A 9722-nucleotide genomic window follows, 5' to 3' on the forward strand; every position below is an offset into this window, starting at 1 on the left:
AATGTGTCTTGGGCGATGTCCTCCCTGTTCAAATCCGAAGTGGTCGTCGCTGATCTCGATCTGGCTTTCGGCACCGCCAACATCAATTTCGACCAGGATCCGGCGCAAGGCATTGCCGAGGCGGTGTTTTCACCGGAACGCATCGATGAAGTCTATCTCGACCGGCTGCTGACCCAGTGCGCCGAGCATCTGTCGCTGCTGGCGGCGCCTTCGACGCTCGAACGGGTCTATGATTTCGATCCAGAGGCCTTCGTTCAGCTCATCGACACCGCCCAGCGCAGCGTGCCGCTTCTGGTGCTCGACGTCCCCCATGCCTGGACGGGCTGGACCAAGAACACCTTGGTCAAGGCCGACGAGATCGTCATCACCGCGACACCGGAACTTGCCAATCTGCGCAACACCAAGAACCTCATCGATATGCTCAAGCGGCTTCGTCCCAATGATCCGCCGCCCAAGCTTATCATCAACCAGGCCGGCGTCCCGAAACGCCCGGAGATTTCGCCGGCCGATTTCGCCGAGCCGCTCGGTCTGTCGCCAATGTCGGTCATTGCTTTTGATCCATTGCTGTTCGGCAATGCTGCCAACAACGGACGCATGCTTGGCGAAATGGATGCCAAGAACCCGATCGTCGCAATGATCAACGAAATGGCGCATGTGCTGACCGGGCGCAGCGAAATCAAGATCAGGAAGAAGGCCGGGCTCGGCAGCCTGCTCGGCAAGCTCTCGCGCAACAAGAAGTGACGCTTCAGCAGTGGAATCGGTAGTCGATCATGTTTGGTAAAAGAGGCAGCGACGACGGCAACCGGTTCACGCCGGAATTTCGCCAGCCAGCACCGGCGCCTGTTGCGCCGCCGGCTGCAGGTTCCGTGGACACGGCGGTTCTGACACGGCCCGCGGCGCCAAGCGCGCCTGTCGCGCCGCCGGCGCGCCGTGCGGTCGAGGCACCGCCATTGGCGCCTGAGCCGAAGCGGGCACAGCGCGAAAAAAGCGAAACCTATTACGATACCAAGAGCCAGGTCTTCTCCGCACTCATCGACACCATAGATCTGTCGCAGCTTTCCAAGCTTGATCCTGAAAGTGCGCGCGAGGAAATCCGCGATATCGTCAACGACATCATCGCGATCAAGAACTTCGCAATGACGATCGCCGAGCAGGAAGAGCTGCTCGAGGACATCTGCAACGACGTGCTCGGCTATGGGCCGCTCGAGCCGCTGCTCGCCCGCGACGACATCGCCGACATCATGGTCAACGGCTCCAGGAACGTCTACATCGAGGTCAACGGCAAGGTCGAACAGACCGGCATCCGCTTTCGTGACAACCAGCAGCTCCTCAACATCTGCCAGCGCATCGTCAGCCAGGTTGGCCGCCGCGTCGACGAATCCAGCCCGATCTGCGACGCGCGCCTCCCCGATGGCTCCCGCGTCAACGTCATCGCGCCGCCGCTCTCCATCGATGGCGCCACGCTCACCATCCGCAAATTCAAGAAGGACAAGCTGACGCTCGACCAACTGGTCAAGTTCGGCGCCATCTCGCCGCAGGGCGCCGAAGTTCTCAAGATCATCAGCCGTGTTCGCTGCAACATCGTGATCTCGGGCGGTACCGGTTCGGGCAAGACCACGCTGCTCAATTGCCTGACCAACTATATCGACCGCGAGGAGCGCGTCATCACCTGCGAAGACTCGGCCGAGCTGCAATTGCAGCAGCCGCATGTGGTGCGCCTCGAAACCCGCCCGCCCAATCTGGAGGGCGAGGGTGAGGTGACGATGCGCGACCTGGTCAAGAACTGCCTGCGCATGCGGCCCGAGCGCATCATCGTCGGCGAAGTGCGCGGACCCGAAGTGTTCGATCTTCTGCAGGCGATGAACACCGGCCATGACGGCTCGATGGGCACGATCCACTCGAACAGCCCGCGCGAATGCCTGAACCGCATCGAATCCATGATTGCCATGGGCGGTTATTCGCTGCCGCAGAAGACAGTGCGCGAAATCGTCGTCGGTTCCATCGACGTGATCATCCAGGCAGCGCGCCTGCGCGACGGATCGCGCCGCATCACCCACATCACCGAGGTGATCGGGATGGAAGGCGACGTCATCATCACGCAGGATATCGTCCTCTACAACATCAAGGGTGAGGACGCCAACGGCCGGCTGTTGGGTGAGCACGTATCGACCGGCATCGGCCGTCCGCATTTCTGGGAGCGTGCACGCTATTACGGCGAGGAGCAGCGTCTCGCCATTGCGCTCGAGGCGATGGAGAAACGCGCTGACTGACGTCTGCTGGGGTGTAAGGGTTCGGGCCAATGTTTGGAATTGACGGCACAGTACTGGCGTTTGTCGTGCTCGCCGGCTTCAGCGCCGGCGCCGTCGCTTATGCATTTCTGTTCACCCGGATCAGCAACGAGAAACAGGTCGGCAAGCGGCTCGAAACAATCAGGACCGCCGAGACGGATCGCTCCGTCGTCAAGGCCTCGCGCGACCGCGTGGCGGAAGCCGCCAAGCGGCGCAAATCGGTTCAGGATTCTCTCAACGAACTCGACGCCAAGCAGAAAACCAAGGACAGCCGCGTCAAGAAGCCGCCGCTGAAAGCCCAGCTTCGTCAGGCCGGCCTCAAGACCACCATCGAGCGTTTCTATATATATTCCGCAATATGCGGTATCGTTTTGACGATGGCCGCTTTCGTGGCCGGAGCCCCGCTGATCGCCTTGCCGGGCGTGCTGCTGGCCGGGGGGCTGGGCCTGCCGCGCTGGTTCGTCACGTTTCGCCGCGCCCGCCGGGTCAAGGCATTCCTCAACGAATTTCCAAACGCGCTCGACATCATCGTGCGCGCGGTCAAATCCGGCCTGCCGCTGAACGATGCCGTGCGCCTGATCGCCAACGAATCGCCCGAACCCGTGAAGACCGAGTTTCGCCGCATCGTCGATTCACAGCAGATGGGCCTCTCTATCCCCGACGCGACCTTGCGCATGCCCGAAACCATGCCTTGCACCGAGGCAAGCTTCTTCGGCATCGTTATCCAGATTCAATCGCAAGCCGGCGGCAATCTCTCCGAGGCGCTGGGCAATCTTTCGCGCGTGCTTCGCGATCGCAAGAAGATGAAAGCCAAGGTCGCGGCGCTGTCGATGGAAGCGAAGGCATCCGCCGCGATCATCGGGGCGCTGCCCTTCATCGTCGCCTTTCTCGTCTACCTGTCGAGCCCGGCCTACCTGATGCCGCTGTTCAACACCAGCGTCGGAAACCTGATCCTTGGTTGCTCTGCGGTCTGGATGTCGATCGGCATCCTGGTGATGCGCAAGATGATGAACTTCGAAGTCTAGGATGCTGGCATGACCGAGCAAGTCATCAAGACCCTGACGGATCCGAGCTTCCTGATCGCGATGCTGGTCGCGATAGCGGTGTTTGCGACCGTCTTCACCTTGCTGCCGGCGTTTGGCGGAAACCAGCTCAAGTCACGCATGAAATCCGTTGCGCTGGAGCGCGACGAACTGCGTGCGCAACAGCGCGCCCGGCTTGCGGTCGAGGCCGACCGCCGTCGCAAGGGCTTGCGTGAGGAACAGTCGATCGGCATGCGCAACATCGTCGACCGGCTGGATCTGAGACGCGCGCTCGCCGATGAAGGCACCTTGCAGAAACTCAAGGTGGCCGGTTTTCGTGGACAGAATCCGCTGACGCGGTTTCTTTTCTTCCGTCTCGTGCTTCCTTTTGTCGGTTTCGCGCTGGCCGCAATCTACATTTTCGTGCTCGGAGGACTGCCCGACAAGCCATTGGTCATCAGGCTGTTCGTCTGCATCCTCGTTGCTTACGGCGGCTTTTACGCGCCGGTCATCTACGTCAACAACCGCGCCACCAAGCGCAAGCAGTCGATCCAGATGGCATGGCCGGATGGGCTCGATCTGATGCTGATCTGCGTCGAATCGGGCATGTCGGTGGAAGCAGCATTGCGCAAGGTCGCCGACGAGATCGGCGCGCAATCGGTGGCGCTGGCGGAAGAGTTCATCCTCACCAATGCCGAGCTTTCCTATCTGCCGGAGCGCAAGCAGGCCTACGAGAACCTGGCAAGCCGCACCGGCCTGGATTCGGTCAAGTCGGTGTCGCAGGCGCTCGTCCAGGCCGAGCGTTACGGCACGCCGGTGGCGCATGCACTGCGCGTGCTTGCCGCCGAAAGCCGCGACATGCGCATGAATGCGGCCGAGAAGAAGGCGGCCGCCCTGCCGCCAAAACTTACCGTGCCGATGATCCTGTTTTTCCTGCCCGTGCTTTTCGCCATCATCCTGGGTCCCGCCGGCATTCAGGTCAGCCAACGCGGTATCTTCGGCGATCATGCGGCGCCGGCAACAAACGCCCAGTAGCGGCAAGGCAAATTCCTGCAGTACACTTCAAACGAAGAGGCCGCGCTGCATGCAGCGCGGCCTCTTCGTTGGGGCATCGGAATTGTGGTCTCAGTTGGTTGCGGATTTCGGCTTGTCCTGGTCCTTGAGCTGGCTCCAGGCGTTCTGTTGGGCCAGCATCTGCCTGAGATAGGCGACATTTGCCTGCGCCTGTTCGGGCGACAGTTCCTGTGAGGCGATCTTCTCGGCCTCGTCGAACCGGCCTTGCAGGCCGACGACCAGCGCCAGGTTCTGGCGGACCCGGCTGTCCGCATTCGGCTGTTGCGCGGCCGAGCGCATATAGGTTTCGGCGGTGCGCAGATCACCTTCCAGCACATACGACATGCCAAGATTGGAGAGCACGGAAGGCTCGTTCGGCTTGAGGTCGAGCGCCTTGCGGTAAAGCTGGCGCGCATCGTCCTTCTGGCCGGTCTGGTCGAGAATGGCCGCTTCCGCCGACACCAGCCTCCAGTCGGGATATTCCGGTGTCTGAGCGCGGCGCACGGCGTCGAGCGCCGCCTCGAACTGGCCATTGGCGGCCAGCGCCTTGCCGTAGGAGGCAAGCACGTCACGATCCTTGGGCAAAGCGATGGCGAGTTTGCGCATCACGGCCAGCGACTGGTCGGCGTCGCCATCCATCTGCAACGCCGCCGCATAGTTCGTCGCTATCCGCTTGTCGTTGGGGTTCTTCGCGTAGGATTGGCCAAGTGCGCCGGTGGCATTGTGCAGTTCGCCGGCCGACATGCTTTCAAGCGGTTTGCCGCTGGTGCGTGCGATAGAGCCGGTGGAGAGCTTGTCGGTTCCGCAACCGGCGACGCCCGCCGTCAGCGCCAGCACAAGAGCCATGGTGATGAGCCGTTTTCCCCTGATATTGATCCTGCGGTTGGTCGGCATGGCACCCTAAGCCTCCATTCATGCGCGGCCATTGCGTGGCCGTCTTCCCTCTCGCAGAAATATTCTGTTAACCCTAACGGACGGTTAAGAACGGCGACTCACACGGAGAACATCGCATGCCTGTCGAACTCGTCGGGAAGACATTGCCGGGCGCGTTGCCGGTCCATCTGGTCGCCAGGGACGGTCTGGACGCGGCCGGTCTTGCGCCGGCCGCCATCGCCTGGGCCAGGGCCAACGGCTTTTCCGGCGAGGCAGGCAGGACACTGGTCGTGCCCGGCGAAAACGGGGCGCTCGGCGGCGCCTTGTTCGGTATCGGCGATGGCGAAGGCGCGCTTGCCCTCGGCGCATTGTCGAAAGCCTTGCCGGAAGGCGACTGGCATTTCGCCTTGGCGCCGGCCGAGGCCGAACTCGCGGCGATCGCGCTGCTGCTCGGCGGTTATGTCTTTACTCGCTACGGCAAGAAGCCAGGCAGGGCGCTGCGCTTCGGCCTGCCGGCCGACGTCGATGCCGGGCGCGTTCGCCGCATTGTCGATGGCGTCTTCCTGACACGCGATCTGGTCAACACGCCGACCAGCGATATGGGTCCGGAAGATTTGGAGCAGGCGGTGCGGACCCTGGCCGCCAGGCACAAGGCCGAAGTCTCGGTGATCAAGGGTGACGATCTCCTCGACCGGAACTTCCCGATGATCCATGCGGTCGGCCGTGCGTCGACCAGCGCACCGCGCTTGATCGACATGCGATGGGGGCAGCAAGACGCACCGAAGGTGACGCTGGTCGGCAAGGGCGTCTGCTTCGACACAGGCGGTCTCGACATCAAGCCATCGTCCGGCATGCTGCTGATGAAGAAGGACATGGGCGGTGCCGCCAATGTGCTTGGCCTCGCCTCGATGATCATGGCTGCCGGGCTGAATGTGCGGCTGCGCGTGCTCATTCCCGCGGTCGAGAATTCGATTGCCGGCAACGCCTTCCGGCCTGGCGACGTGCTGGTGAGCCGCAAGGGCATCACTGTCGAGATCGGCAACACGGATGCCGAGGGACGGCTGGTGCTGGCCGACGCGCTGGCGCTGGCCGACGAGGAGGAGCCGCAGCTTCTGGTCGACATGGCGACGCTGACCGGGGCTGCCCGTGTGGCGCTCGGCCCCGATCTGCCACCGTTCTACACCGGCGACGAAACGCTGGCATCCGATCTGGCGGAGGCTTCCGTCGCGACGGAGGATCCGCTGTGGCGCATGCCACTGTGGCGGCCCTACGATGCAAAACTGTCGTCGAAGATCGCCGACATCAACAATGTCACCACGGACGGTTTCGCAGGCTCGATCACAGCGGCGTTGTTCCTGAAGCGCTTCGTCGAAAAAACCGCGGGCTGGGCGCATTTCGACATCTTCGCCTGGAATCCGGCTGATCGTCCGCATGGCCCCGCCGGCGGCGAGGCACAGGGCATCCGCGCGCTGGAGCGGATCATCGCGAAACGCTATGGCTGACAGTCGCAGGCGAAAGACGGCAATCGCTTTGACTGAAACGGAACCGAAACAATTTGCCGTCATGCTGGCGCGATGTCGATTGCGATGCGCCCGAGCCAGGCCTTGCGACTGTGGCAGCAGGTGATGCTGTCGCAGGTGCGCGACGACGCGCCCGATCTGACCATGCGCCAGACGGCAATCCTGTTCACCATCTATCTCGATCCGCCGCCGCACACCGTGCGCGGGCTCGCCGCCCGGCTCAATGTCACCAAGCCGGTGATCACCCGCGCCCTTGACACGATGGGCGCTTTGAAACTCGTCTCGCGCCATCGCGACGAGCTCGACAAGCGCAATGTTCTGATCAGGCGCACGGTCGAGGGCGCGCTCTTTGTCGAGCGCTTCGGCGATGGTATCATCGCCAAGGCGCTCGAACTGCCGATGTGAGCGACCTTTTCAACAGAGTGCTCGATTTGACTGCCAGGGATGCCCGCCTTCACGCTTTTCGCTCCGACCTTGCCGATGCACGGCTGAAGGGTGAGGTCGCCGCTGACCGCTTCGTCGCCGGCCGGCCGGCGCGGGTCATCGCGTCAGTGGCCGATATGCGCAAGGCGCCGCGGGCGGATGCCGGCGTCAACACGCAAGCCCTGTTCGGCGACGATGTCCTGGTCTTCGATGTCGCCGAAGGCTGGGCCTGGGTCCAGGCCGAACGCGACGGCTATGTCGGCTATGTCGCCGACACGATGCTGGGCAAACGGGACCATACGCCGACGCACATCGTCTGCGTGCCGCGCACCTTCCTCTATCCCGCGCCGGATCTGCGCTTTCCGATCGCCGGACAATTGTCGATGGGATCGACGGTGACGGTGACGGAGGCGGCCGAGACGCGCGGTACGCACTATGCGGTCCTGCCGTCCGGCGAGGCGCTGATCGCAGGTCACCTGCGGCCGCTCAGTGAAGCTGCCTCCGACTATGTCGCGGTTGCCGAGGCGTTTCTAGGAACACCCTATCTCTGGGGTGGCACTTCCGGTTTCGGCATCGACTGTTCGGGGCTGGTGCAACTGGCGATGCGCATGGCCGGCAGAGACGTGCTGCGCGATTCCGACATGCAGGCTGCGGCCCTTGGCGAGCCGCTGGAACCGGGACCTGATTTCTCCGGCTTGCGACGCGGCGATCTGGTGTTCTGGAAGGGCCATGTCGCCGTGATGACCGATGCCGACACGATGATCCACGCCAACGGCCACACCATGCTGGTGTCGCGCGAAGGCCTGAAGGATGCGGTTGATCGCATCGGTTATCTCTATGGTGGCCCGACAGGGTTCAGGAGGCCGTAGCCTTTCTTCCTTCGCCCCGTTCACGGGGAGAAGGTGCCCGAAGGGCGGATGAGGGACAGCGCCAGCATTGAGAGGTTCGCGCCGCCCCCCACCTGCCTGCCGGCATCCTCTCCCCGTACTGGGGCGAGGAAAGCTCACCTCGATCACCTTTTGTTCCGATTTTCCTTGGCGTTCGCGCGCCGTCGCGCTACCTCTGGCGGGTGACAGTTGAGCCGCGCCTTGCCGAACAGAATGCCGCCGTGGCCCTGCCCGAACCATTCCTCAGATGGTTTGGCGAGAAAGGCTGGTCGCCGCGCGCCCATCAGATCGAACTTCTGGCGAAGGCCCAGGCCGGTCAGTCGGTACTGCTGATCGCGCCGACCGGCGCCGGCAAGACGCTGGCCGGCTTCCTGCCTTCGCTGACCGAACTGGCCAACCGGCCAAAGAGAAAGCCGGGCCAGGCGCAGCGCGGTATCCACACGCTCTACATCTCGCCGTTGAAGGCGCTTGCCGTCGATATCGAGCGTAATCTCGGCAAGCCGGTGGAAGAGATCGGGCTGCCCGTCACCATCGAGACGCGCACCGGCGACACGCCGGCGCACAAGCGCCAGCGCCAGAAACTGGTGCCGCCCGATATCCTGCTGACCACACCCGAACAACTGGCGCTGCTGATTGCGGCCGGCGATGCCAGACGCTTCTTCGAAGATCTGCGCTACGTCGTGCTCGACGAGCTGCATTCGCTGGTGACATCGAAACGCGGGCATCTGCTGGCGCTCGGCCTGGCACGGTTGCGCAGCTTTGTCCCTGGTCTGCAAACCATCGGGCTATCGGCGACGGTGGCCGAACCGGACGAGTTGCGGCGCTGGCTGGTCAGCCAGAATCCACCCAAGGGTTCGACAGGCCATGACATGGCCGAACTGATCGTCGTCACCGGGGGTGCGAAACCGGAGATTTCCATCCTCGACTCCGAAGAGCGCGTGCCATGGGCGGGACATTCGGCGCGCTACGCCACGCCGGAAATCTATCGCGAGATCAAACGCCACAAGACGACACTGCTGTTCGTCAACACCCGCAGCCAGGCGGAGCTGCTTTTCCAGGAATTGTGGCGGGTCAACGAGGACACCCTGCCGATCGCGCTGCATCACGGCTCGCTCGACGTCGCCCAGCGCCGGCGGGTCGAGAAGGCGATGGGCGAAAACGCGCTGCGCGCCATCGTCGCCACCTCGACGCTCGATCTCGGCATCGACTGGGGCGATGTCGATCTGGTCGTGCATGTCGGCGCGCCAAAGGGGGCGAGCCGGCTGGCACAGCGCATCGGCCGTGCCAATCACCGCATGGACGAGCCGTCCAAGGCGATCCTCATCCCCGCCAACCGCTTTGAGGTGCTGGAATGCCGGGCCGCCCTCGACGCCAACTATTTAGGCGCGCAGGACACGCCTCCGTTGATCAATGGCGGGCTCGATGTGCTGGCCCAGCATGTGCTCGGCTGCGCCTGCGGCGCGCCGTTCCGTGCCGATGACCTGTACGAGGAGGTGCGAACGGCAGCACCCTATGTCAGCCTCGACCGGCCGACATTCGACCGCGTCATCGATTTCGTTGCCACCGGCGGCTATGCGCTCAAGAATTACGAACGCTACGCCCGCATCCGTTTGAACAAGGACGGGTTGTGGCGGGGGTCTACACAGCGCCGCGCCC

9 protein-coding genes are annotated in these 9722 nt (G+C 63.2%); 8 read left to right on the forward strand and 1 reads right to left on the reverse strand.

What is annotated here, in order from left to right:
- From EN932_RS20100 to EN932_RS20115, 4 genes are all read left to right on the forward strand, one after another.
- Window positions 1-741 (forward strand): CpaE family protein (locus tag EN932_RS20100; RefSeq protein ID WP_206618948.1); only part of this gene is annotated, 741 nt, incomplete at its 5' end.
- Between the two features lie 29 nt (window positions 742-770).
- Window positions 771-2270: a CpaF family protein gene (locus EN932_RS20105; protein ID WP_013533680.1), complete on the forward strand. Its 1500-nt coding sequence runs from the start codon at window positions 771-773 to the stop codon at window positions 2268-2270.
- A 29-nt stretch (window positions 2271-2299) separates the two neighbouring features.
- On the forward strand, window positions 2300-3313 hold the full coding sequence (locus tag EN932_RS20110; protein WP_013533679.1) for a type II secretion system F family protein: 1014 nt from the start codon (window positions 2300-2302) through the stop codon (window positions 3311-3313).
- A 9-nt stretch (window positions 3314-3322) separates the two neighbouring features.
- The gene (locus tag EN932_RS20115; protein WP_013533678.1) at window positions 3323-4345 is read left to right on the forward strand and encodes a type II secretion system F family protein; all 1023 of its coding nucleotides are present in this window, start codon (window positions 3323-3325) and stop codon (window positions 4343-4345) included.
- A gap of 90 nt (window positions 4346-4435) precedes the next feature.
- Here the strand turns inward: EN932_RS20115 and EN932_RS20120 are convergent, their stop codons facing one another.
- Window positions 4436-5257, reverse strand: coding sequence for a tetratricopeptide repeat protein (locus EN932_RS20120; RefSeq protein WP_013533677.1), 822 nt, complete (start codon window positions 5255-5257; stop codon window positions 4436-4438).
- A gap of 116 nt (window positions 5258-5373) precedes the next feature.
- Between EN932_RS20120 and EN932_RS20125 the strand changes: the two genes are divergently transcribed.
- From EN932_RS20125 to EN932_RS20140, 4 genes are all read left to right on the forward strand, one after another.
- Entirely contained in the window at window positions 5374-6738 is a 1365-nt protein-coding gene (locus EN932_RS20125; RefSeq protein ID WP_027161743.1) for a M17 family metallopeptidase, read from the forward strand.
- Between the two features lie 72 nt (window positions 6739-6810).
- Window positions 6811-7161: a MarR family winged helix-turn-helix transcriptional regulator gene (locus EN932_RS20130; RefSeq protein WP_013533675.1), complete on the forward strand. Its 351-nt coding sequence runs from the start codon at window positions 6811-6813 to the stop codon at window positions 7159-7161.
- Between the two features lie 26 nt (window positions 7162-7187).
- The gene (locus EN932_RS20135; RefSeq protein ID WP_164753715.1) at window positions 7188-8048 is read left to right on the forward strand and encodes an NlpC/P60 family protein; all 861 of its coding nucleotides are present in this window, start codon (window positions 7188-7190) and stop codon (window positions 8046-8048) included.
- A gap of 200 nt (window positions 8049-8248) precedes the next feature.
- The coding region (locus tag EN932_RS20140) for a DEAD/DEAH box helicase (RefSeq protein ID WP_128369007.1) at window positions 8249-9722 on the forward strand (1474 nt) is incomplete at its 3' end.

Source organism: Mesorhizobium sp. M7A.F.Ca.US.002.01.1.1 (genome assembly GCF_004022955.1).
Taxonomy (GTDB): Bacteria; Pseudomonadota; Alphaproteobacteria; order Rhizobiales; family Rhizobiaceae; genus Mesorhizobium; species Mesorhizobium ciceri.

Coding starts and splice junctions, on each gene's coding strand:
- EN932_RS20105 (WP_013533680.1), top strand. CDS start 771: ATGTTTGGTAAAAGAGGCAGCGACGACGGCAACCGGTTCACGCCGGAA.
- EN932_RS20110 (WP_013533679.1), top strand. CDS start 2,300: ATGTTTGGAATTGACGGCACAGTACTGGCGTTTGTCGTGCTCGCCGGC.
- EN932_RS20115 (WP_013533678.1), top strand. CDS start 3,323: ATGACCGAGCAAGTCATCAAGACCCTGACGGATCCGAGCTTCCTGATC.
- EN932_RS20120 (WP_013533677.1), bottom strand. CDS start 5,257: ATGCCGACCAACCGCAGGATCAATATCAGGGGAAAACGGCTCATCACC.
- EN932_RS20125 (WP_027161743.1), top strand. CDS start 5,374: ATGCCTGTCGAACTCGTCGGGAAGACATTGCCGGGCGCGTTGCCGGTC.
- EN932_RS20130 (WP_013533675.1), top strand. CDS start 6,811: ATGTCGATTGCGATGCGCCCGAGCCAGGCCTTGCGACTGTGGCAGCAG.